The sequence below is a fragment of the Mojavia sp. genome, assembly GCF_059505145.1.
In genome coordinates, this window is record NZ_JCACKA010000047.1 from 124,441 (window position 1) to 147,951 (window position 23,511).

Sequence of the window (23,511 nt, forward strand, 5' to 3'; positions counted from 1 at the left end):
AATATTTACCTCAACGAAATTGATTGATTTTGAATTTTTTCTCCTTGTTTCTGTTCTTCAGCCTTCAATAATAACCATATGCGAGTTCTTTTCCTGCATAACAACTTTCCGGCTCAGTACCGCCATATAGCCCTAACTCTGGCGCAAGATCCCAAAAACCGAGTTGTCTTTGGCACTAAAAATCGAGATGTTAGCCTATCAGGTATCCATAAAGCTATTTTTGAACCTAGCCGCGATCCCCACCCTACAACCCATCATTATGTTCGCTCATTAGAGGGTGCTGTTTTGCATGGGCAAGCAGTATATAAACTGAGTGAGCAACTTAAAGCACGAGGCTTTATACCTGATGTAATTTGCGGACATTCTGGCTGGGGCCCAACTTTATTTGTCAAAGATGCATTCCCAGACACCCCACTCATCTGTTACTTTGAATGGTTCTATCATGCTCATGGCTCAGACGCAGATTTTGATCCCGCAGAACCTTTAAGCGTTGATGATGTAGCACGTATCCGGGTCAAAAATGCACCAATATTAATTGACTTGTATACCTGCGATCGCGGTCTATCACCGACAAATTGGCAAAAATCCCAATTTCCTCCAGAATTTCAGGGCAAGATTTCCGTACTCCATGATGGAGTTGATACAGAATTCTTTCAACCCAACCCAAAAGCTAAACTTGTACTGCCTAATCTCGATTTATCTGGTGTCGATGAAATTGTCACTTATGTCGCACGGGGTATGGAACCGTATCGCGGTTTTCCGCAGTTCATTGAAACTATTGCTTATGTACAGGAGCGAAGACCAAATTGCCATGTAGTAATTGTTGGTGCAGATAGAGTTTGCTACGGTAAATCTTTACCAGATGGTAGCAGCTACAAAGACCTGATGTTGAAAAAAGTTCCCCTCGATTTATCACGAGTTCACTTCACTGGGACTTTACCTTATGGGCAGTATCTGCGAGTAATTCAAGCATCATCTGTACACGTCTATTTAACAAGACCATTTGTGCTTTCTTGGTCGATGATTGAGGCGATGTCTACAGGATGTTTAGTTTTAGGTTCTGATACTGCACCTGTTACTGAAATCATTCGGGATGGAGAAAACGGTTTATTAGTTGATTTCTTCTCATCTCAAAAAATTGCTGACAGAATTGATGAAGTGTTAGATCATCCAACGCGGATGGAGCAAATTCGAGTAAATGCACGGCAAACAGTGCTAGAGCGTTATGCTTTAGCAGATTTACTACCTCAACATATTCAACTGATTAAGGATGTTGCGAATCATAGCAATATTAAATTTTAGATGACTACAAACTTCTTAATTAACTGCCACAATGGAAGCCAAAAGACTTCCAAGTGGGCTGACAAATAACTTAGATTGTTACTGCTCGCTTTTCTAATTGCAATTCCAAGCGATCGCCTGGCAATGGTTCAATCACTTTTGTTGTCAGATTGTTCTTTGTTAGTAACGAACGAAATTCCTCAATACTGCCCACTGCCTTGAGAAATTTGTTGAGCAATCCTTCAAATATTACATCCCCTCCCGCCGCTGTAGAAAGCATTATCTGGGGTTGCAACCACTTTGCTACTTCTAAGGCACTATTTGTTCCTTTAATAATCGGCCCCACTAAAGGTATTACTACATCAATCAACGGCGTAATTACTACATCGACTGGTGCAAACTGCTTCAATTGGGAGGAATGAGTTCCATGCGGCTCGTAGTATATGGTTAGACCACTCTGCAACTCTTTGAGGAGATAACCATTTTCCACTGCATTGGGGCCAACAAGGGAACCGGGAATTGCCTTGATTTCTACTTGATGATCCAATGTGAAAGTTTCACCATGAGCCATGACTGTTACACTTGTGTAACCCAACCCTTGCACTACTTTTGCCGCATTGGGAGAAGCTACAACTGAAATTTGGTGGTCAAGTTTCTGGAGTGTAGGTGGGTGAGCATGGTCTTCCAAACCCTGAGACAGCAGAATTAGATCAATTTTCTCAGGTATAGGGCGTTCTTGAGGCCGGGAGCCTTTGAATAACCAATCTAAATTACCGAAGGTTAACGAACCAACTAGCCAAGGATCAAGTAGTATCCGTTTGCTTCCGATTTCAATCAGCCAACTATTGCTGTCTAACCAAGTTAAATGCATAGCACAGTAAAGATAACGCCTGCCTTTATTATGAATAACTTTTCAGTTCTTACCCGATGATGATTTTGCCTAAGTGACAGGTAATTTTTTCAAAAAAACAACTTAAATCTAGCTAATTGGGCTGTAATTGCTCCTGTAAGGATTTGATTTAGTTCTGCGCTGTCTTGGAATTGCAGAATTTGCTGCTTTGGTAAGTCAAAGGGAAATTCTCCTTCTAAATCTGGGCGTTGCATTTGTGCTAGTAAAATTTGTTCTGAACGCTTACTTTGGATGGCATAGCCCATTTCAATACAGACATTTGGGCTAGGAATCAATTGAGTGGTTTCTTTGCCATCAATGCTAGCAATGGGTGTGGTGTCTGCAATGAATAGTAAACTCTTACGGATTTTTCGCATCATGCCAACGTTCAACCGTAGAGGGCCATTTCCAGGACGGTATGATTGTACTAATGCTAGAGGAAGACGCGATCGCAAATTCAAAGCCTCTAAACTTTTTTGCAATTCTTCTCGCAAGGCATTACTCGCTGCTGCATACTCAGTTTGATGGCATAAAAAGATGGTGGGTTCTAACTGCGCTAACAATGCCTGCTTGGTAAAATAAATCTCATGACTAATTAAGTCGATATTAGCTACACAATAGCCACCACTACCCTCAATATAAAATTCAATATTTTCACCTTCTAAATAGCGTCCAAACCAAGTTGATTGCTTCACCTCGTCGCTGTCTTCTAAAAAGTCTGCTCGCAATCCTGATCTCAGCAGACTCTTTTTACTGAGGCGAATATCTGGTGGACGTTTTTCCAATTCTGGAATTGGCTCATAATCTTGAATATACCATGCTCTGAGCGCAATAATTGACATAAGGCGCTATCTGAATTGTCTTTTACTATTCAACTTTGTATAAGCTTACACCCAGCTGTACCCTTAAACAAAACAACACCCAAGCATCTACTAGCTGAATACTTTCCTCTTCATTCCTTATTCTAGCCAGGGATGCACTAGCTTCCATCACTTAGTAAAAAAGTAACAAAAGTAGTTACAGCGCCCCCTGATGTTCTATATTTGAGGAAATATCAGTGTTCGCATTGGGTGTTGCTGTTTTGTGAGCGAGACAAACGTAAATCAAACAGCGTATTTTATCTTTTATTATTTTTCAAACGCTGCTGTTATATCTGCCAGGGAAGCTTATTAGCTTCAATTATTAGATTAGCACCCTTGGAGCATGGTAAATTTATTGGCAACTAAAGTTTACTTTTGAGGCTGATAAACATTGATGGGATATGAAGTAAGTTGTAGTAAAAATACAAAAACCTATCATAAACATTGTTTGTTATTGATTTATAGCTCATTGATTGTTTAAGTTTTGATAATTCATGTTGAGTTGCAATCTCTCAAAGTCTAGGTGTCTAGATAAATATTGACTATTGACTTTGCATTGCGGATTGAGAGGAATCTCTATCCAGAATTCTGTACCTTTACCAGGCTCAGAGACGCAATCCATCACACCACCATGCTTTTCTACAATAATCTGGTAGCTGATTGCCAATCCCAGCCCTGTACCTTTGCCCACAGGCTTAGTTGTAAAAAAGGGATCAAAAATTCGCTTTTTGACATCTTCGGTCATTCCTGGGCCATTGTCAGCAATACGAATTAGTAAAAAGGAGTTGTCTGCTGAGATCTCAGTCGAAATCCAGATAGTAGGCATTAGAAAATTGGTATTTTCAGCCTTCAGTTCCAACGCATCAATGGCGTTATTGATAATATTCATAAATACTTGATTCATTTGTCCGGCATAACATTTGATTAGCGGTAACTCACCATAGTCCTTAATCACCTGAATGCCAGGAAAGTCAGCATGTGATTTTAATCGATGTCGCAAAATCAATAAAGTGTTATCAATACCTTCGTGCAGGTTAACTGGCTTGTATTCAGCCTCATCCAGGCGAGAGAAATTGCGTAAAGACAGGACTATTGAGTAGATGCGATCTGCTCCCACTTGCATTGAGGAGATAATTTTAGGTAGATCCGCTGCTACAAAGTCTACATCAATCGCTTTTTCTAATGTAAGAATTTCACTATTAGGGTTAGGATAGTGCAACTGGTAAAGGCGTAAAAGTTGTAATAGCTGTTGAGCATAATCACTGGCGTATGACAGGTTACCGTAGATAAAGTTAACAGGGTTGTTGATTTCGTGTGCCACTCCTGCAACTAACTGTCCTAGACTGGACATTTTTTCGGTTTGAATCAATTGTGCTTGTGTTTCTTTCAGTTCGTGCAGAGTACGCTCTAATTGTGTAGCTTTAGCTGTGGCTTTAGCTTCAGCAGCATAGGTTTGTTCGTAGAGTTGTGCTTGTTGGATAGCGATCGCCGCTTGATCTGCTAGCTGTTGCAGTAAATCAATTTCTGCATCTTGCCAATTACGGGGAGCATGACATTGATGAGCAATGAGTAATCCCCATAGGTGCGTACCCATGTTTATGGGAATAATTAAGTTGGCTTGCACTTGCAGATTCTGCAAAAACTCTCGATGACAAGCACTCAAACAAGCTGTTGATACATTGTTAATTGTTCTTATTCTTCCTTGAAAGTAAAGACGAGTATACTCATCAGGAAAGCATTCTGGTGGCGCTTTTATTCCTAAAGCTGATGGATAGTTGCCATTGATTTCTTCTACAATTACTTGACCACCAGATTTAGATATCTGGTAAATCAACACGCGATCAGAATTTAGCAGCAGACGAACTTCCCGCACAATGGTTTGCAGGGTTGTCTTTAAATCTAATGTACTGCGAATTTGCTCTGTGACTTGTTTGAGTACGTTAGCAAACAGTAATGATTTTTCTAGTTCAGCGGTTTGTTCTTGTACCAGACGTTGTAAGTTGGCATTTAGCGTCTGTACTTGTTGATCTGTTTGTTGCTGAATCGCCATTGCAAAGTGATAGCTTAAGCCTTGACCAAGCGAGATGTCTTCAGGTTTCCACTCAAGTGCTTGCTCTTTTTTTTCCTCTTGCCCAACCTCATAGAAAAGCTCTGTTAATCGGTGTCTCTGATTTTGATCGCAGCGTCCAGCCGACCCAATTTCTACATCATATTCTGGGCTAAAAATGCTTAAAACACCGATAATATTCTGGCGGTAATATAAAGGAATTACTAAAATTCCGCGAATCCGCGCAGACTGAAAGGCAACAGACAAAAATTGTAAATTCGGTTCTTTGTCAATATCTGTAATTGCCCGAATATTCTTTGATTTGCACTCAGCCATCCAGTGTTTCCACACAGGGTGCTGCTCAAGGATGTGAGTTTCTAATTGATCAGACAGTCTCGGTTGGTTACCCCAGGTATATAGTTCTCCACTCTGCTCAATGTAAAGTCTGCCACCTACTCCACTTAAAGCATCTACAGTTACTTCTAGGGCCTGCTGTAATTGAATTGTGGGCAGTTTATGCAACAGGGTAGCTACTTGGTTAATTGTAGCTTCACGTTGTTGCTGGGCCCGGACTTTACTGATTAGTTGACTTTGGGCGATCGCGATCGCTAAAAGATCAGCAACTTGTTGCCCTACTTTCACTTCCTGCTGCAAAAATTTTCGCGGTTGACTGTGGTGTAATACTAACAATCCCCACAGTTCAAGGTTTGCCGATAGCTCTTGTTGGTTGCAAGGTAAAATTGGCACTACCAGCGAAGATTGTACTGCCATTACCCTTAAGTATTCAATCCACAATGGCATTAACTGTTGATAGTGGTAGATATCCTGAGTTTTATCGGCGTTGGTAGTCGGTTTTGAATCTAGCGGCGATATTTCTAACTTCCTACTAGCAACATCCACAATTAAACTTTGCCGCGATGACAACAATTGCTGTCTGGTCTTCTTGAGGATATCGTTTGCTGGGAATTGTGACCCCAATAAACAAGGTAGACGTTGCTCATCGATAGATTCAGCAATGACTTCGCTACCACCATCAGCATCAAAGCGATAAATCATTACTCGGTCTATACCTAAAAAAGCACGAACATCTGCAACAGCGGCTGTTAATAACTCTGGAAGCTCAAGCGATCGCTTAATCTGGCTAGTGATTCGGTGCAGTAAACTTTTTGAGTTGCAGCAAACCTTCAACCCACCTGGTTTTTTGATAAATGCCATTGGCTATGTACGCTGGAAATTGTATAAAAACGTTTTAAAAATCCTTGTTTACTAGAACTTCTACTGAGGAATCTTAGTTTTCAAGGGTTAAATATTAAGAAAAAGTTAACAAGAAATATCTAATTTTATCGCTTGAATATTTAGATGCCTAGGGTAATTTTATGTAAATTAGTCAAACATAAATTTTAAGTATTAAATTATACATTAATTTAAAATATAAAAAAATAACAGATAAATAAAGCCTTAATTAAATGGGGGATATGCCTATTCCCCCTAACTATATTTTACCAAAAGTTAACCGTAATTAATGTTACAAACATTCTTAGAAAATTGCGGTACGGAGACTAACTTGCGGATTTCTTCACGCACACTCATCAGAACTTCACCAAGATGGTTCTGACCTGTTTGATTTGCACCACAACCCCAGAAATAATCGTTTGGGGAGTTTTCTATGAGAATTTCATTGCCTGTTTTGAGAAGGATTTCTCTGATATCAGCATGAGTGAGAAACTTTTGGAGTACGGCTTCTCGCATCACCTGAGTTTTGACCATCTCCCAATCTGGACGTAGTTGGCGAGTGCTACAGCGTCCTAAAGCGGCAGCTTCTTCTGGAGTTTTGGCAGTATGGATGAGGGGTATAATCACCGCATCAATGCTGCCCACAAATTTTTGCGCTTGATAATAATGTTCAACTGTTGGCCAATAGATACCCTGAATGTGGATACCATGTGGAGAAAAGTTAGAAAAACAGCCATAAGGCTGCCAAACCTTGTAAAAGTAAATACTCATTTGAAAATTGCTCTTTAATATCAATTTTTATCATGCCTGTAGATGCTAATTAACACATCTGCAAGGACTACCTAGCAAGAAATTGTCCACTTTAAATTGCACGCTAGCATTTGCCTCCAGACAGAAGATATCGCTTGCAAAACAGTTCTATGGTGGTAAAAAGCCTATCTATGAGGTTGAGGATGGAGGCAAACAGCGAGAAAATTAACCGACCTATGCCACTGATTACTGCAGGAATTTTCCTTGGTTTAGGTCTAGGAGGGTTCGTTGATGGCATCCTACTGCATCAAATCCTTCAATGGCATCATATGTTAAGTAATGTTAGACCATTGACAACCGTCTCAAATTTAGATTTAAACATGGTATGGGACGGGTTATTTCATGCCTTAGATTGGGTGCTAACTGTGGTAGGAGTAGCCTTATTATGGCGGGCTGGTGGGCGTGATGATGTTCCTTGGTCAACACAGACCTTTATCGGATCTATACTCGTCGGTTTTGGACTGTTCAATTTAGTTGAAGGACTGATTGATCACCAAATTCTTGGTATCCATCATGTGAAATCAGGGCCGAATCAGTTAGCTTGGGATCTCGGATTTCTCATATTTGGTGCGCTGCTTGTTGTAGTCGGTTGGATCATGATACAAAATAGCAAAGTCGCAAAATCGTAATTCTTCTTGCTGTCTAGCAAAAAGCAAAACTGAAGGGTAAAAGGGATTAATGCTTTTTACCCTTGCTTTAACTTTGGCAAAAAGCCCCATTCTCCCCATCTCCCCTTTCCGTTTCTATGTCCACAGACGCTTTTGAAAAAACCAGCTGGAATTGGCAGCTTTCTCAGTTACAAAAACAAGTGGGAGAATGGTTAGAATACCAGTTTTCTCAGTTTCAATCCGCTTTACCACAATGGCCTCAAGAATGGGCAATTAGCCCTTGGTTAGGTAAATTGCTAAATGTACTGTTTTGGTTTTCACTAGGTTTATTATTAGTTTGGGTAATTTGGCGGTTGTGGCGAGAATTTGGCCCTTATGTGTATTCTTGGTTGTCTAGAGGTGGCAATCATACTCGTTCAAAGTCCCAAATCAACTCAAGTGAGTTGTCTATTGCTTCTTTGTTGGCGCGATCGCAAGAATTGTATCATCAGGGTAACTACCGTGAAGCTTGTCGTTACCTTTATTTGGCGATATTGCAGCGTTTGCATGATGCAGGTGTTGTTCCCCACAAACCCAGCCGTACTGATGGCGAATATCTGCAATTACTCAGTTCATCTGTAATGTCGATACAGCCTTATGAAACTTTGATTACCATTCACGAACAATTATGTTTTAGCGATGCTGAGATTTTGCCAGAAAATTATGAGCAATGTCAGCAAGCCTATCGAGAGATATTCCCCGAATGATTGCATCTGCAAAGCTTATCGGCTGTTTTAAACTAGGCAATGAATATCCTTTGCGGTGATCGCCAATCAATATCTCAAACCAACCTGTAAAATTGAGGATGAAACATCAAAGCTTCTAGACGCTGTAAGTTTACAATAAATTGTTTGTGTAAAAGCTCGTGAACTTTTTTATTGGGTGTGCAGTTTGGGCATATAAAGGTTGGGTGGGCGAACTTTACCCTCAAGGTACTCGTACAGCCGACTTTCTTTCCCTCTACAGTCGTCGCTTCAGCACTGTTGAAGGTAATACCACCTTCTATGCTGTACCTAACCAGGAAACTGTTACCCGTTGGGCAACCGAAACGCCCCCAAGTTTTGAATTTTGCTTGAAGTTACCGCGAGATATCACCCATCAGGGTTTGCTGCAACCCTATATCCCCGCTGCTTTAAAATTTTTAGAGGGGATGCGTCCATTAGGTAAACGTTTGGGCCCGATGTTTGCCCAGTTACCACCAAGTTATGCACCTACATTACTCAAAGATTTGACTACCTTTTTGGAAGCTTGGCCGCACACAGTAGCACCCCTAGCACTAGAAGTTCGACATCAGGATTGGTTCAAGGAACCTCATGCTAGTAATTTGACAGTGCTGTTGAAAAAGCTAGGCGTGGGTAGAGTCCTATTAGATTCCCGCCCTATCTACACTGGAGATGATGACCCTCAGCTACACTCAGAACGACGCAAACCCAAATTACCAGTGCAATTTAGCGTGACTGCACCTTTTAGCCTGATTCGATTTATCTCTCATCCTAATTTATCTGTGAATCAGCCGTTTATGGAAGAGTGGGTGATGCAGATTCAGCAGTGGTTGCAGATGGGAACACGAATTTATTTTTTTGTTCATTGTCCTATGGAAGAGCGATCGCCTAGTACAGGACGTTACTTCCAAAAGCTGTTAGAACAGAATGGTGTAGTAGTTCCACCTCTACCTTGGGATAATCTTGATCATCCTCCTAACCAGCTGAGTTTATGGTGAGTGTCTTCAATTGCTAAGTATATAAACTTATCAGTTGAAGCCGATGGGGAGATAAATTGCTGCCTTTTCCCAGTTAACAAAAATATGCACATTAAAGGTGTAACATTTTATGCCTTACTCATGAATCAGATTTCTGAATAAATAGCTTTTTTGCCATCAAGATTCCATCAACTTAGAAAACTATAGGACTCCTATTTGATTTTTGCGAAGCTAGGTACACATCTATCCCTTCTTTCCTATTAAGAGTTCCCTATTCCCTGTTCCCTGTCCACGCAAGTAAATTCTCCGAATCAAATCGGATTGCTATAGTACGCTCAAACCGAAATTCATGATTTTTTGACTTTTGCGATATATTTATTACTTACTAATTTCAAAAAGAGTGATAATTGTTATTGCAATACTTTTCTAATTAGCCTCGATACCCTATATTTTCCTTCAAAAGGGGGAGATACCCCTCTTGGCAAAAGGGCAATGGGCATATATTGATTGTGCAACTAACTAACAGCAATATATCGAGTGTTAGTGTGGAAGTGATTGGAGCGATTTTTTAGGGAGCAGTTATACCAAAGGAGGTTACGATGAGTCGTCTTCTTTATGAAAGCTCAGTCTCATATAAAGGATATCTCATCATTCCATTTGTTTTTGGCAAAGCCGATAGTTATGAAATATATTCATATAAACTATTGGCAGAAATTGGTCATAAAAGCCAATTCCATAAAGCAGAAAATCCAGCAGGAATCTACGGCAGTAGCATCATTAATATCATAGATATTGCCAAAGAACATATTGATCAAAAATCAGATTTTGTTAGCAACGGAGATAGTTTTAAGTCTCGCTATATTTACCGCCACAATTTGATTATTGTCAGCCACGAGGAGGATAAGTATTTTTACGACCATTACCCACCAGAATTATTGAATAATATTGCTGCGCCAAAATTATTCAAATCAGAATACGAATGTTTGAATTGGATCAAACAGGGAATTGATGGACGACATACACGCCAAAGAACAAGATAAACATCAAATTTGAGGAAGCTAGCGATCGCTAGGTTGGTTAGAGTATGACTAATCAACCAAGCGATCGCAAAGTTTATCGTTAGGCCAAGATGATATTAGTACCGATTTTTCCGAAATATGCTAATGTAGTAAGCACGAATACTTCTTGTAGTACATAAGGGAGGAAAAAAGATGACTGAGTTTGTAGCAGTTCGGGTGATATTAACCATTCCAACCCAACGGACACAAGGCGCAGAGATTCTTTTTCAGTCCTCCTTACAGGAATGAAACCCAGAATTCGCGGACACTTTCACGCCAATTGCTTTAACGCACTGGTTCCTCAACCGGGTGAACACCCGTAGAGAAGAGTCCTCCTCTGTGCGGCCTTGTGCAAAACAAGTAGCACACATCGAGGAAACATCAATGAATTTAGATTGTCTAGGCTGGAGTGAATTTTTTGCTCATAGGTTTGAACTCTATCGTCAACAAGGATTTAGCATTGGTAGAGTTGCCATTGAATATAGAAATACCTACATCCTCTACACCGAACATGGAGAGCTTTCAGCCGAAATAGCAGGTAAATTTAGACATCGAGCTGCACAACCTCAGAACTTTCCCGCAGTCGGGGATTGGGTTGTAATCAGTACGCGAGAGATGGAAGGACGAGCAACTATCCACGAGATTTTACCCAGGAAAAGTAAATTTTCTCGTAAGAGCGTAGGTAGTAGGACAGAAGAACAAATTGTTGCTGCCAATATTGATACTGTATTTTTAGTCTCAGGGCTAGATGGCGACTTTAACCCCAGAAGAATTGAACGGTATTTGATTCTTGCTTGGGAAAGTGGAGCGAATCCAGTCATTGTTTTAAATAAGGCAGATTTGTGCAAATCTTTGGAAGATTACTTGGCACAAGTAGAAGCGATCGCTATGGGTGTCCCAATTGTGACCTTAAGTGCTATTAATAATCAAGGATTGGATGCTTTAAAAGCTTACTTGCAACCAAGACAAACAGTTGCTTTGTTGGGATCTTCTGGTGTTGGTAAATCTACAATTACTAACCAACTCAAGGGTGCAACCGTGCAAGCTGTGCAACCAGTGCGACGGGGCGATGACCGAGGCAGACATACTACCACCCATCGTGAGTTAATTTTACTCCCAAGTGGCGGCTTAATTATGGATACCCCAGGAATGCGGGAAATCCAAATTTGGGCGGGTAATGAAGGTTTGCAAGAAACCTTTGCAGACATCGAAAATTTAACGCAGTATTGCCGCTTCCGCAATTGTCAGCACAATAACGAACCCGGTTGTGCAGTGCAGCAAGCATTGGCAGAGGAGAGACTTGATTACTCCAGGTTTCTCAGCTACCAAAAATTGCAAAAAGAACTGGACTATTTAGCTCGCAAACAAGACCAGAGGGCACAGGTAGCTGAGAAAGAACGATGGAAGAAAATCCATAAAGCCATGCGGAATCACGACAAGCGTTGATTATCAAGGATAAATATCCGTTTTTCTAAGACTATGGCTTTCTTAGGTAAAGGGATTTATAGGATGTAGAAAAATTTCACAAGCCTTAGCGCAGCGTAGCTGCGCCAAGGAATAAAAATCTATAGTCAATATTACTTAATTTCAGTATTAATATATACCCAATTTAAATGTTTTTGGAGACTTTGGGCTTAGACATTAGTTAGTTGTCTTACTTGATATCTAATAATTCGCTATTTTCCCAGCGACAAGGCTGGTGTATGTAATTAAAATGTCAAAATTTTTATATTTCCGTTGTTGCCCGGATCTCGTCTCAGGATAAATGTGGTTTCAATATATACAGGAAACTTAGGAATTGGTTTACCTCGATTATATTTTCAAGCTCACAGGGAACTCTGTGTTATGGAAACCCTTATAGGGAAAGTTCCGCATCCAGAATCATAGCAGTGAAGCAAATCCAACTTTAATAAAGTATTAGCCCTTAATTCAGGATTGACCATGAACCAACGATTTCCATCTGAAACCTTCTAAGCAAATGAGCGATCGCAGATCATGAGCAAAATGCCAGAGCAAGCAAACCCCCAGGATGCTCTCAAACAAAACGAAGAACAATCCAGCAGTGTGATTCGTGAGTGGATTGGAGTAAACACTGATATGGCTGGGTGCAACCAGGCAGAAATCGCTTTGTATGAAAGTGTCGCTCACTTCCAGCAGGCAATTGAATATGCTCCTGTGGGGATGGTCATATTTGATCAACAAATGCGCTATGTTGCTGTGAATCGCTTATGGCTAGAAGAGTATAACCTGACTGATGAGATTATCGGACGCTCCCACTACGAGGTGTTTCCTGAGATTACACAAGAGTGGAAACAGATTCACCAGCAGTGTTTAGCAGGGGCGATCGCACAACGCGAGGAAGACCCATATTCACGAGCAGACGGTTCTATTGAATGGGTACGCTGGTCTATTCGTCCTTGGCATACAGCAAACGGTGAAATTGGCGGCATCATGATGTTTAACGAAAATATTACTCAGCGCAAACAAGCTGAAGAAGACCTACGCGAACGCAATATGCTGTTGCGTTCTATCTTGGAAAGTACACCAGACGTCATTGTTGTCAAAGATTGTGAGGGGCGTTATGTCGCCCTCAACACCACTGCGGCAAACTTTCTTGACCTAACAGTTGACGACATGATCGGCAAAGACGATTTTGAAGTGTTTCCGCCGGATGTTGCGCGTGAAATGATCGCAAAAGACCGCCACATTATTAAAACGGGTATCACCGAGACTTATGAGGAATTACTCGCCAGTGCTGATACTAGTGGAACTTTTATTACTACCAAGGCTCCTTGGCGGGATGCTAATGGCAACATTCTCGGTATCGTTGCCACAACACGAGATATTACCGATCGCAAACGAGCAGAGCTAGCGCTGCAACATAGCGAAGAACGATTCCGATCGCTAATTGAAGCCACAGCCCAAATAATTTGGGATACCAAGGCAGAGGGCGAGTTTGTCACTGAACAACGCCAATGGAGTGCATTTACCGGACAGTCCTTTGAAGAATTGAAAGGATTAGGTTGGCAGAACGCCATTCATCCTGACGATCAACTCCACACCGCAGAGGTTTGGTCACACGCTCTTGCTAATCGAATACTTTATGAAGATGAGCATCGCTTGCAGCGTTACGATGGCGAATATCGCTACATGAGTGTACGAGCATTGCCCATTCTGAATACAAATGGCAGCATTCGAGAGTGGATTGGAGTCCATACTGATATCCATGACCGCAAACTCGCAGAAATTGCACTTGCCCAAGCCAAAGAAGTGGCAGAAGCAGCAAGTTTCGCTAAAAGCGAATTTCTAGCCAACATGAGCCACGAGTTGCGGACTCCCCTCAACGGTATCTTAGGCTATGCCCAAATTCTTCAGCGTTCCAAACATCTCAATGAAGAAGAGCGATCGCGCATTGATGTGATTTATCAGTGCGGTTCGCATTTGCTGACCTTAATCAATGACATCTTAGATTTATCAAAAATTGAGGCGCAGAAAGTCGAACTCATACCCACTGATTTCCACTTTCCCGCATTCTTGCAAGGTGTTGCGGAGATGTGCCGCATCCGCGCTGAACTGAAAAATATTAACTTTGAATATCAATTAGCTTCAGAACTACCTATTGGTATCCATGCCGATGAAAAACGCCTGCGGCAAGTATTAATTAACCTTCTGAGCAATGCAATCAAATTTACCGATGCAGGTAGCGTCATCTTTACTATCAGCTATGCTTCTGAAGGAAAAATTCGCTTTGAAGTACGTGACTCAGGCATCGGTGTTCCCCAAGATAAACTCCAAGCTATTTTTCTACCCTTTGAGCAAGCAGGAGATAACCGCCGGCAAACTGAGGGTACTGGGTTGGGCTTGGCAATCAGCCAAAGAATTGTAGAATTGATGGGCAGTACCATTCAGGTTCATAGCGAGCTGGGTGTTGGTAGTATTTTTTGGTTTGATGTCAACCTGCCCGCAGCTGATGAGTGGGTCAAAACATCTCAAGCTGATGATCGCGGACAAATTATTGGCATTAAAGACCACCGACCCAAGGTTCTTGTAGTTGATGACAAATGGGCAAATCGCTCAGTTATTGCCAATTTGCTCAGTCCAATTGGCTTCGAGGTGGCTGAAGCAATCAATGGAGAAGATGGTTGGCAGAAAGTCTCGGAATTTCAACCAGAACTTGTCATTACTGACTTGTTAATGCCAGAACTTGATGGATTCGGTCTAATCAAGCGCATTCGTGCATCAGAAGCATTCAAAGACATTGCGATTATTGTTTCCTCAGCAAGCGTATTTGAAACCGATCAACATCGCAGCTTAGAAGTAGGTGGTGATGAGTTTCTTCCCAAACCCATACAGGCAATGGAGCTGTTCCAGAAATTGCGGAAACATCTGAGCCTAGAGTGGGTTTATGAAGAGCAGAACACTGTGAGCGAGTCAGAGCGAGATAATACTGAGCTAATCGCTCCACCAACAGCAGAAATCGAAACTTTGTACGAGTTGGTGATGAAAGGTAATTTCAAGGGAATTATTAAACAGGCAGCATTAATTGCACAAATGGATGAAAAATATATCCCCTTTGTGAAAAAGCTGCACCAATTGGCAAAAGGATTTCAAGACCAAGATATTCTGGCACTCATTCAATCTCACAAGTAAAAGTTATGAATCTTGTAACTGAACAAACTGCAACGGTTCTCATTGTTGATGACAATCCTGCCAACTTAGGTGTATTATCTGATGCCCTCGATCAGGCTGGGCTAGAAGTGTGGGTGGCGAAATCTGGGAAGGTGGCGCTAGAAAGAGTCAAATATGCTCTACCTCATTTAATTCTTTTAGATGTGATGATGCCAGAGATTGATGGATTTGAAACTTGTCGTCAATTAAAAGCAAATCCGCAAACTAAAGATATTCCAGTCATTTTTATGACTGCACTCTCCGATACTGCTAACAAATTGGAAGGTTTTGAAGTCGGTGCTGTAGACTATATCACCAAACCCTTCCAACAAGAGGAAGTATTATCACGGGTTAAATTGCACCTGAAGTTGTATGATTTGGCGGCGAAACTAGATCAGAAAAATACTCTGTTAGAACAGAAAGTTGCAGAAGTAAGCCAAGCTTATGAAGACTTGCAACAAATGCAAATTAAACTAATTCAAAGTGAGAAACTGTCTAGCTTAGGACAGATGGTGGCTGGCATTGCTCATGAGATTAACAATCCCGTAAATTTCATTTATGGCAATCTCATTCCTGCTGGCGAATACACTCAAGAATTACTGCATATTTTGCGCCTTTATCAACAGGAATATCCAAATCCTACCCCTCGTATTCAAACGCAACTTGAAGCCACGGACTTAGATTTTCTCCAAGAGGATTTGCTAAAGCTGCTCAACTCCATGAATATCGGTGCAAAACGCATTCACGAAATTGTGAAGTCTATGCGGATTTTTTCTCGTGTAGATGAAGCCAAAATGAAAGCGGTAAATATTCACGAGGGAATTGATAGCACGCTTACCATTTTAAATTACCGCTTAAAGGCAAAACCAGAACATTCTGGTATCGAAGTAGTTAAAGAATACGGTCAGTTACCGCTAATTGAGTGTTATGCTGGGCAACTCAACCAAGTGTTTATGAATATTCTCGCCAATGCCATTGATGCTTTGGATGAATATAATCAACAGCGTTCATTTGCGGAAATTCAAAAGCAACCAAGTCGAATTTCAATTCGCACCACAATGATCAGCAACGAATGGGTTGCTATCCACATTAGTGATAATGGCCCCGGAATTTGTGAAGTTAAAAAAGCAAAGCTGTTTAATCCCTTCTTTACAACGAAACCAGTTGGTAAAGGAACTGGATTAGGTTTGTCTATCAGTCACCAGATTGTTGTGGAAAAACATGGTGGCAATATTTACTGCCAATCCACACCTGGAAATCTGACAGAATTCGTGATTCAAATTCCGATTCAACAGCGAATTGCTCAAGTTGCTTAAGCGCAAATAATGACACGTGGTAGTATCTTCATGCAGATTTTATGGTGGGATGCTAAAGACTCCCGCCTTAATTGGCTTGAAAAAGATGAGCAAAAATCTCATGTGGATATTGCCTGTGTTGTATGCGTGTCTCCCAAAATCTGAAATCAGGTATCTGTTTTGATTGCATAGCTAGGGCAACCAAAAATTAGGCAAAATAGATTTACCCAACTCACGCACTGTTTGATTGAGCGATCGCGCTACTTGTATATGCGGTTCATCCGCTTCTATAGGTAAAATTTGAGATGGCGCACCCTCCCCCAAATATGACACTACCAAATTTGCCGCCTCTAAACCAGTAACGTAAGCCTTTTCCTGTGACCATGAGCCGTGACGGTTCACAATCCAATCCCCACTCATAAATACATTCTCAAAACTTGTCTTGGCTGGCAACATATGGCGATAGCTACCAGGCGCAAAGTGAGTTACCGCATTTGGTAACCGAATTACACTGCTATCAATTATCTTTGCTTCTCGAAACGCTGGTACACAAGTTGCTAAATAACGCTGGACTATTGGCAAAATTTCCTCATCACTCAAATTGAGAAACTGATTTGCATGATAAAAATCAACTTCAATTACTGTTCCTGGCTCATCTTTATATTCGTCATGTAGAGCATTCAAATCAAAAAATGTCCATCCCGTGGTTGCATCAAATCCAAAGCAAGCATTAGAAGGACGAGGAATATCAATTTTGCGGTCAAACCACAACCTAGCCGCTAAAACGTCGATTGCTCCTAAATTATTCAAATTGCGAAATTCTTCACGGCTTTGTAAGCTAGCACTATTTGCAACAATTTTCTTCATGCCAGTAATACCAACAGCAAAAATTACGGCATCAGCATCAAATACTTCATCACCACAAACCACACTTTTAGCCCGATTATTGCTATCAATAATTAAGTCAGTTACTCGCCGCTTTGATAGCACTTTTGCACCAGCTTTTTCAATACGTTCCACCCAAGGACGAAATATTTTTTCTCCAACAGTCCCCCGGCACCAAACTACATCAAAATCAGGTTGATGAGCCAGAATAAAAAAGTACAACATTCCTATAGTGGCTGCGGCTGAACACTGTTCGCCTGGAGCAAATAATCCTACCAATAACATTGGTTCAAAAGCTTCTTTATAAAGTCTTGCAGACACACCAAAATCTTTAAAGAGTTCACGTGCAGTTACAAAGTCATAACGCCGCCAAGCTTCATCAGAATTATCAAAATCAACAACAGCGTAAAGTAAAGGTAAAGCACTAAGCCGATCAATTAGTGGTAGTCGCTTAAACTGAGTGTAGAGAAACGTGCCTAAAGGTGTGGGGAGTTGCGGTAAGTCTTGAAAAATTGGTGATTCCACTTCCAATCCCGCAGGCGAATATTGCGAAGAACGAGTCCAAGTTGTAAAAGGATTAATTTCTAATTCATTAATTAAAGAAAAAATATTTCTGTAAGGATACCAGAAACCATGTATACCTGCTTCTACAGAACGTCCTGCGGATGTTTTCCAACCAGCTACTAGTCCACCGGGATAAGGCCCTGCTTCTAGCAACGTCACATCATAGCCTTGTTTTGCCAAGTGGTAGGTTGCTCCTAAACCAGCCCAACCTGCTCCCACAACTACTATCCGTTTTTGCTGTGATTCTGTTTTCATCTTCATCTCTTGTGGTTACATATAGTTAAATTTAAAGTATTTATAAACGAATTCACATTTTTCAAAGTAAATATACTGATAAATAACTAGCAAATTAACTTAAACTTAGTTATATAATGTTGCTTTTGATACATAAATTTTTATCACAAACTACTGTGTTTTTGAGGAAATATTAAAGCTATTAGTAGATTTTATAATTAGTTTATATATCTTTATTTAGGGCTATTAATTAAAAGCACTTGCACTTAAATATTAGTTGGGAGTATAACAAGAAACATAACTAGCTATTCATGAAAAATACTTCTATGGCTCAATTAGAACAATCCAGAATTAGCCTAAATAAATTTCACTTTCGAGATGGCATTTATTTTCCTGAAAACTATGAACAGTTAAATAGTACTAACCACAAACAAAAATGGGATGAAATTGGTAAAACCTACTATGGCTCTCAAAAAATTGAACAAGTTACAGACACATCACTAATTAAACAAGATTATACTTTGCTAGGTGGCAGACCTGGTGGTACATGGAATCAATTTCCCATGAATAAATTTGTTGGTTCTATTCTGGAAATTGGTTGTGGTTATGGTCGTGCTTCATTACATCTCTCAAAAGAGAAAAATCTCAACTGCCAAAAATATTATGCTATTGATATTTCAGAATCATTATTGCGAAGATTAATCAAGGTTAAACAAGAATATGATTTTTTTCCAGGGGCGGAATTTAATGTAATTTGCAACTCAGCAGAAATCTTACCTCTAGAAGATAATTCTATAGATTTAGTTATTTCTAACTGTGTATTTATGCATATACCAGATGCACAATTAAGGATTTTATTATCTGAGATATTTCGTGTACTTAAACCTGGTGGTAGTTTCGTTTTTAATCATTCCTTTCACAACAAATCTTGCCCTTCTCACATTATCCATAATTTAATTAGAAGCTTCAATATTTTCGGAAAAAATCCTATTTATCTCAAGCAATATTCAGCCGTTGAAATCGAGGAAATGTTGAATGCTTGCGGAATAAAACCAAAGTGTCCGCAATACACAGTAGAACTAACAAAGGAATATGCAATTTTACCGGAAACTATCAAAGGTATTCCTGTGCCATTTGCTAAAGCTATTAATAAAAGCCTCAAACCTTCAGATCGTTGGAAAAAAAGGCTAGCTTATGGCTTTAGTGCCTATAGCACACCTTTAGAGTAATTAATAAAATACCAATTTTTGATATTTGAACCACTGCCTCACAGTGGTTTATTCTATTTAATAATATTAATCGTCATGAAAAACCAAATCCCGATATTGGGCGATCGCACTTTGCTATCCTTGAAATTATGCAGGCAAAAAATGCTGAGTGTTGTTATACCACTCAACATGATAACAATGACAAATAATTAGTCACTGTACATAAAACGAGCGCGGAGGGATTTGAACCCCCGACCCACAGAACCGGAATCTGTTGCTCTATCCACTGAGCCACGCGCCCTTAATCTTTTCCATTATAGCATGTCTATGATTGAATTTGCAGATGAAAAACTCCACCCACAAAGGAATGGAGTTTTTGGGCATGGGGAATGAAGCACAACGCAGAATTCTTGCTCAAACTACGTTGGATGTCCTCTGGAGCGAATTTTCGAAGTTTATCAACAACTAACAGCCGTAGGATATTAGCTTATGCAAAAGTTCACTAGCGGTCAAACTTTATCAATTCAAGCTTCTCCTGATGTGAATATTACCGTCAACGAAATCTTTCGCAGATAAAATTATTTCTCCCCTCATTCCTAGATTACAAAAATTAGCCCGTGTAAAGCCATATTACAGCTAAAGCTACTTCTTCTCTCTTTCTTGGCGCTTTCTGCGTCTTTGGCGGTTCGATTTTACATAGATTTTTTTGTCTCACGCAAAGGCGCAAAGAAGAACGCCAGAGGTGTTGTAAGAGCGAATTGTCAAGTGCGTAGGCGTAGGCCATCGTAGACATCGCCTAATGATTTCAAATTACCAAAGCTACACTTTGATACTCAGTTGAGTTCAACAAAAATCTTGAAAAATGGAGAAGTTAGTAATTAGCAATTTTCCTATTCTCTAGTCCCACTCCCAATACGGTTCGGTTAAAGGGTGAAAGGAAAAGGCAAAAGGGTGAATTCAAACCTTTCCCATTTTCCCCTTACCCTTTTTCCAAACCACAAGGGATATGAAAAATGCTTATCCGAATCGTATTGCTTCCTACTCTCACCCGAAGTTACTATCTTTGACAGCAACTAGGCATGATTTAGTTATAAGCATCCATTGGCAAACAAGAACAAACAAAATTCCGATCGCCAAAAGCCGCGTCAATTCTGCCAACACTAGGCCAAAATTTATGTTCGCGTGTCCACGGTGCAGGGTAAGCAGCTTGTTCACGAGAATAGGGATGTTGCCATTCCCCAGTGATGAGACTTTCAACAGTGTGGGGTGCATTCTTCAAGACATTATCTTGAATATCTACCTTGCCTGATTCAATCTCGGCAATTTCTGCACGAATAGCAATCATCGCATCACAGAAACGATCTAATTCTTCTTTGGATTCGCTTTCTGTTGGTTCTACCATGATTGTACCTGCCACAGGCCAAGAGACAGTAGGCGCATGAAAACCATAATCCATGAGGCGCTTGGCTACATCGTCGATTTCGATGTTGGCGGATTTTTTGAGCGATCGCAAATCTAAAATACACTCATGGGCAACTAAACCATTTTTCCCTTTATACAAAACTGGATAGTAAGGTTCTAGCTTCTTGGCGATGTAGTTAGCATTGAGAATTGCTACCTTAGTTGCCTCTGTTAAACCAGCTGCACCCATCATGGCAATGTACATCCATGAAATTACGAGAATGCTAGCACTACCCCAAGGTGCAGCAGCAACTGCACCGAGGTGGGAATCCTCAGTACTGGCTGACTCCTGAATTTTATTGATGGGAACCACAGCGTGTCCGGGTAGGAATGGCACAAGATGGGAAGCTACACCAATTGGCCCCATACCAGGGCCACCGCCACCGTGGGGAATACAAAAAGTTTTGTGTAGATTCAAATGGCAGACATCCGCACCAAAATCTCCAGGACGGCAAATTCCCACTTGGGCATTCATATTTGCCCCATCCATATAAACTTGTCCACCATGGGCATGAACTACAGCGCAGATTTTCTCAATTGCTTCCTCAAAGACACCGTGAGTTGAGGGATATGTCACCATCAAGGCAGCCAATTCATTACTATGTTTTTCTGCCTTAGCTTTCAAGTCATCAACATCAATGTTACCTTCTGCATCACAAGCAACTGCTACTACCTTCATCCCACACATCACTGCACTGGCTGGGTTTGTTCCATGTGCCGAGGTAGGAATTAAACAAACGTTGCGGTGTGCTTCTCCTCGACTTTCGTGATATTGATGAATCACTAAAAGTCCTGCGTATTCACCTTGAGAACCTGCATTAGGTTGGAGAGATATTCCAGCAAATCCAGTGATTTCAGCTAACCATGCCTCAAGTTGCTGGAACAGAATTTGATAACCCCGTGTTTGCGATACTGGAGCAAATGGATGAATCTTGCCAAATTCCTCCCAACTTACTGGCATCATCTCAGATGTGGCATTTAACTTCATCGTGCAAGATCCCAAAGGAATCATTGATGTAGTTAAAGATAAATCTTTAGTTTCTAACTGATGCAGATAGCGCAACAGCTGAGTTTCTGAGTGATAACGGTTAAATACAGGATGGGTGAGGTAATTGCTGGTGCGGGAGATTGGGAAATCAGAAGTTGTTAATTCTTCGGCTGTGAAAGTTAATTCATTTCCTAAAGCAAAAATCTCTAATAGGTCTTGTAAATCTTCTACTGTAGTTGTTTCGTCTAGCGAGATGCCTACAGCACTGGCATCAAAAACTCGCAAGTTAATATTATGAGCTTGGCAAGCTTCGAGAATAGCATCTAGAGAGTGTGTTCCCAACTCCACCTTGAGCGTATCAAAGAAATGTTCCGAACTGATGCTATAACCGAGGCGCTTTAGTCCTGCTGCCAATATTGAAGTTAGTTGGTGAATATTTTCGGCGATCGCCTTGAGTCCAGCTGGGCCATGATAAACTGCGTACATACTCGCCATGACTGCCAGCAATACCTGCGCTGTACAAATATTACTAGTAGCTTTTTCCCGGCGGATATGCTGTTCGCGGGTTTGCAAAGCGAGACGTAATGCAGGCTTACCTTGAGCATCTTTTGATACACCGACAATTCGTCCGGGAACCTGCCGCTTATACTCTTCTTTAGTCGCAAAGTATGCCGCATGAGGGCCCCCAAACCCCAAGGGAATACCGAAGCGCTGAGTGCTGCCAATAGCAATATCAGCACCAAATTCACCAGGAGGTGTCAGCAAAGTTAGACTTAAAGGGTCTGCTGCTACCGTTACTAATGCACCCTGAGCATGGGCTTTTTCAATAAAAGCGCGGTAGTCATAGATAGTGCCATCACTCGTAGGATATTGCAGCACTGCCCCAAAAATCGGTTGCTCAAAATCAAAAGTTTGATGTTCGCCAACAATAATCTGGATTCCTAAAGGTTTAGCCCGTGTCTGCAACACATCGATAGTTTGGGGATGACAGTCACGAGAAACAAAATAGGTATTTGCCTTATTTTTACAAACACCATAACTCAAACTCATTGCTTCTGCGGCTGCTGTCGCTTCATCGAGTAACGAAGCATTGGCAATTTCCAAACCCGTCAAGTCAATAATCATCGTTTGGAAATTCAGCAGTGCTTCCAACCGTCCTTGGGCAATTTCTGGCTGATAGGGAGTGTAAGCAGTATACCAACCAGGGTTTTCCAGGATATTACGCGCTATCACTGGTGGGGTGATGCAATCGTAATATCCCATGCCGATGAATGAGCGAAAAACCTGATTTTTAGTAGCAATTTTTTTTAACTTTGCCAGCGCTGCATACTCACTTTGGGCTTCAGGCAACTGTAGGGGTTTATTCAGCCGAATCGCTTGGGGTACAGTTTGGTCAATCAGAGTATCAAGGCTGGTAATCCCCAATAAATCAAGCATTTGCTGGATGTTATCAGAGTTAGGCCCAATGTGTCGTTGGGCAAAATTTGACTTTTGATTATTGTTGCCCAGTGTCTGGCGATCGCTAGACTTGGGAATAGGAGCGTAAATTACCACAAATAGCTCTCCAAATAATACTATTTAATATTTTGCAATATTACTCTTAACAAGTCGGATTATAGCTAAAGCTGTTTCTTTAAATTTCATCAATATAATATTGGGTATCGGGGATTGGGTATTGGGCATG

Annotated in this window: 16 protein-coding genes and 1 tRNA gene; 10 read left to right on the forward strand and 7 right to left on the reverse strand. The window is 40.9% G+C overall.

Going from position 1 to position 23,511, the window contains the following annotated elements:
• Nucleotides 1-78: 78 nt before the first annotated feature.
• Nucleotides 79-1,302, forward strand: a complete 1,224-nt coding sequence (locus AC5JL8_RS07785) for a glycosyltransferase family 4 protein (RefSeq protein ID WP_495879205.1) — start codon at nt 79-81, stop codon at nt 1,300-1,302.
• Nucleotides 1,303-1,372: 70 nt separating this feature from the next.
• Here AC5JL8_RS07785 and AC5JL8_RS07790 read toward each other — a convergent pair whose 3' ends face one another.
• The 4 genes from AC5JL8_RS07790 to ybiA all read right to left on the reverse strand — a co-directional run bounded on the left by AC5JL8_RS07790 (nt 1,373) and on the right by ybiA (nt 7,081).
• Nucleotides 1,373-2,152, reverse strand: coding sequence for an MBL fold metallo-hydrolase (locus AC5JL8_RS07790; protein WP_495879206.1), 780 nt, complete (start codon nt 2,150-2,152; stop codon nt 1,373-1,375).
• Between the two features lie 89 nt (nt 2,153-2,241).
• Nucleotides 2,242-3,012, reverse strand: coding sequence for a hypothetical protein (locus tag AC5JL8_RS07795; protein ID WP_495879207.1), 771 nt, complete (start codon nt 3,010-3,012; stop codon nt 2,242-2,244).
• Between the two features lie 484 nt (nt 3,013-3,496).
• Nucleotides 3,497-6,292, reverse strand: coding sequence for a GAF domain-containing sensor histidine kinase (locus AC5JL8_RS07800; protein WP_495879208.1), 2,796 nt, complete (start codon nt 6,290-6,292; stop codon nt 3,497-3,499).
• A gap of 294 nt (nt 6,293-6,586) precedes the next feature.
• Entirely contained in the window at nt 6,587-7,081 is a 495-nt protein-coding gene (gene ybiA / locus AC5JL8_RS07805) for a riboflavin biosynthesis intermediates N-glycosidase (protein ID WP_495879209.1), read from the reverse strand.
• A 182-nt stretch (nt 7,082-7,263) separates the two neighbouring features.
• On the opposite strand from ybiA, the gene AC5JL8_RS07810 reads away from it, so the two are divergent.
• From AC5JL8_RS07810 to AC5JL8_RS07845, 8 genes are all read left to right on the forward strand, one after another.
• The gene (locus tag AC5JL8_RS07810; protein WP_495879210.1) at nt 7,264-7,749 is read left to right on the forward strand and encodes a DUF2243 domain-containing protein; all 486 of its coding nucleotides are present in this window, start codon (nt 7,264-7,266) and stop codon (nt 7,747-7,749) included.
• A gap of 116 nt (nt 7,750-7,865) precedes the next feature.
• Complete coding sequence (locus AC5JL8_RS07815; protein ID WP_495879211.1) at nt 7,866-8,474, forward strand: DUF4129 domain-containing protein; 609 nt, start codon at nt 7,866-7,868, stop codon at nt 8,472-8,474.
• 158 nt (nt 8,475-8,632) lie between these two features.
• The gene (locus AC5JL8_RS07820; protein WP_495879212.1) at nt 8,633-9,487 is read left to right on the forward strand and encodes a DUF72 domain-containing protein; all 855 of its coding nucleotides are present in this window, start codon (nt 8,633-8,635) and stop codon (nt 9,485-9,487) included.
• Nucleotides 9,488-10,065: 578 nt separating this feature from the next.
• The gene (locus tag AC5JL8_RS07825; RefSeq protein ID WP_495879213.1) at nt 10,066-10,506 is read left to right on the forward strand and encodes a hypothetical protein; all 441 of its coding nucleotides are present in this window, start codon (nt 10,066-10,068) and stop codon (nt 10,504-10,506) included.
• Between the two features lie 402 nt (nt 10,507-10,908).
• Complete coding sequence (gene rsgA / locus AC5JL8_RS07830; protein ID WP_495879214.1) at nt 10,909-11,970, forward strand: ribosome small subunit-dependent GTPase A; 1,062 nt, start codon at nt 10,909-10,911, stop codon at nt 11,968-11,970.
• 549 nt (nt 11,971-12,519) lie between these two features.
• Nucleotides 12,520-15,174: a PAS domain S-box protein gene (locus AC5JL8_RS07835; protein ID WP_495879215.1), complete on the forward strand. Its 2,655-nt coding sequence runs from the start codon at nt 12,520-12,522 to the stop codon at nt 15,172-15,174.
• A 5-nt stretch (nt 15,175-15,179) separates the two neighbouring features.
• Nucleotides 15,180-16,508 (forward strand): hybrid sensor histidine kinase/response regulator, encoded by a 1,329-nt coding sequence (locus tag AC5JL8_RS07840; RefSeq protein ID WP_495879216.1) that lies wholly within the window; start codon nt 15,180-15,182, stop codon nt 16,506-16,508.
• A 9-nt stretch (nt 16,509-16,517) separates the two neighbouring features.
• Nucleotides 16,518-16,652, forward strand: coding sequence for a hypothetical protein (locus AC5JL8_RS07845; RefSeq protein ID WP_495879217.1), 135 nt, complete (start codon nt 16,518-16,520; stop codon nt 16,650-16,652).
• A gap of 27 nt (nt 16,653-16,679) precedes the next feature.
• Here AC5JL8_RS07845 and AC5JL8_RS07850 read toward each other — a convergent pair whose 3' ends face one another.
• On the reverse strand, nt 16,680-18,191 hold the full coding sequence (locus AC5JL8_RS07850) for a hydroxysqualene dehydroxylase (RefSeq protein ID WP_495879218.1): 1,512 nt from the start codon (nt 18,189-18,191) through the stop codon (nt 16,680-16,682).
• A 290-nt stretch (nt 18,192-18,481) separates the two neighbouring features.
• Here AC5JL8_RS07850 and AC5JL8_RS07855 point away from each other — a divergent pair, with 290 nt between their 5' ends.
• Entirely contained in the window at nt 18,482-19,399 is a 918-nt protein-coding gene (locus AC5JL8_RS07855; protein WP_495879219.1) for a class I SAM-dependent methyltransferase, read from the forward strand.
• Nucleotides 19,400-19,606: 207 nt separating this feature from the next.
• Here the strand turns inward: AC5JL8_RS07855 and AC5JL8_RS07860 are convergent.
• Together AC5JL8_RS07860 and gcvP are read right to left on the reverse strand one after the other, a co-directional pair.
• Nucleotides 19,607-19,679 (reverse strand) — tRNA-Arg (locus AC5JL8_RS07860).
• 783 nt (nt 19,680-20,462) lie between these two features.
• On the reverse strand, nt 20,463-23,381 hold the full coding sequence (gcvP, locus tag AC5JL8_RS07865) for an aminomethyl-transferring glycine dehydrogenase (RefSeq protein WP_495879220.1): 2,919 nt from the start codon (nt 23,379-23,381) through the stop codon (nt 20,463-20,465).
• Nucleotides 23,382-23,511: the final 130 nt, after the last annotated feature.

What these genes read in the sequence shown, in the direction of transcription:
- AC5JL8_RS07790 (WP_495879206.1), bottom strand. Translation starts at nt 2,152, where the DNA reads ATGCATTTAACTTGGTTAGACAGCAATAGTTGGCTGATTGAAATCGGA.
- AC5JL8_RS07800 (WP_495879208.1), bottom strand. Translation starts at nt 6,292, where the DNA reads ATGGCATTTATCAAAAAACCAGGTGGGTTGAAGGTTTGCTGCAACTCA.
- AC5JL8_RS07840 (WP_495879216.1), top strand. Translation starts at nt 15,180, where the DNA reads ATGAATCTTGTAACTGAACAAACTGCAACGGTTCTCATTGTTGATGAC.
- AC5JL8_RS07835 (WP_495879215.1), top strand. Translation starts at nt 12,520, where the DNA reads ATGAGCAAAATGCCAGAGCAAGCAAACCCCCAGGATGCTCTCAAACAA.
- AC5JL8_RS07795 (WP_495879207.1), bottom strand. Translation starts at nt 3,012, where the DNA reads ATGTCAATTATTGCGCTCAGAGCATGGTATATTCAAGATTATGAGCCA.
- rsgA (WP_495879214.1), top strand. Translation starts at nt 10,909, where the DNA reads ATGAATTTAGATTGTCTAGGCTGGAGTGAATTTTTTGCTCATAGGTTT.
- AC5JL8_RS07855 (WP_495879219.1), top strand. Translation starts at nt 18,482, where the DNA reads ATGAAAAATACTTCTATGGCTCAATTAGAACAATCCAGAATTAGCCTA.
- ybiA (WP_495879209.1), bottom strand. Translation starts at nt 7,081, where the DNA reads ATGAGTATTTACTTTTACAAGGTTTGGCAGCCTTATGGCTGTTTTTCT.
- AC5JL8_RS07850 (WP_495879218.1), bottom strand. Translation starts at nt 18,191, where the DNA reads ATGAAAACAGAATCACAGCAAAAACGGATAGTAGTTGTGGGAGCAGGT.
- AC5JL8_RS07845 (WP_495879217.1), top strand. Translation starts at nt 16,518, where the DNA reads ATGACACGTGGTAGTATCTTCATGCAGATTTTATGGTGGGATGCTAAA.
- AC5JL8_RS07810 (WP_495879210.1), top strand. Translation starts at nt 7,264, where the DNA reads ATGGAGGCAAACAGCGAGAAAATTAACCGACCTATGCCACTGATTACT.
- AC5JL8_RS07825 (WP_495879213.1), top strand. Translation starts at nt 10,066, where the DNA reads ATGAGTCGTCTTCTTTATGAAAGCTCAGTCTCATATAAAGGATATCTC.
- AC5JL8_RS07815 (WP_495879211.1), top strand. Translation starts at nt 7,866, where the DNA reads ATGTCCACAGACGCTTTTGAAAAAACCAGCTGGAATTGGCAGCTTTCT.
- AC5JL8_RS07785 (WP_495879205.1), top strand. Translation starts at nt 79, where the DNA reads ATGCGAGTTCTTTTCCTGCATAACAACTTTCCGGCTCAGTACCGCCAT.